Below are 586 nucleotides of genomic sequence, written 5' to 3' on the forward strand. Positions count from 1 at the left end.
GGATGTGTCGCAATTATTTAGAACAGCCAATGCCAGCGACCTACCGGACACACCTATCCTGCGATTTCGGAAAATAGCCGAAAGCCCGACGTGATAGTGCTGGGGAATTGCTTCTTGCGGATCATGTTGGCGACCTCAATGCCGTCCAAAGTAGCTGACGCGGATCTGAACGACTTGAACCCGCACATATGCCGCACGGGTCGCTTGATGAATCTGTGATCCTGCTCAATCAGATTGTCGAGATATTTGGACCTGATCGTTTGTACTTTGGCTGGGCAGCCCAACCGTTTCAGGATCCTGTTCACTTCTCGAATGCCTGCTGCATTTGCGCCGCTCTTGTCTATGACGATTTTGTTTGGGATCCCGTTTGACGAAAGTGCTTTGGCAAAGAACCTTGTGGCTGCTGGACGATTTCGTCGCTCAGACAGCATGAAATCAAGGGTCTTGCCGTGTTTGTCGACCGCTCGATAGAGATACATCCAATTACCACGTACACGAATGTAGGTTTCGTCCATGCGCCATGAACTCTGAGTTGGGCGCTTCTTTGATTGCGCGCGAGCTGCGACGATCGGCGAAAACTTCACAA

The 586-nt window shown here is 51.0% G+C and carries 1 protein-coding gene; it reads right to left on the bottom strand.

What is annotated here, in order from left to right; all coding sequences use genetic code 11:
• Nucleotides 1–53 precede the first annotated feature (53 nt).
• Nucleotides 54–586: IS6 family transposase (locus tag ACR0EV_RS23995; RefSeq protein ID WP_480802412.1), on the bottom strand; the 533-nt coding region annotated here is incomplete at its 5' end.

The organism is Ruegeria sp. CF8 (assembly GCF_056537285.1).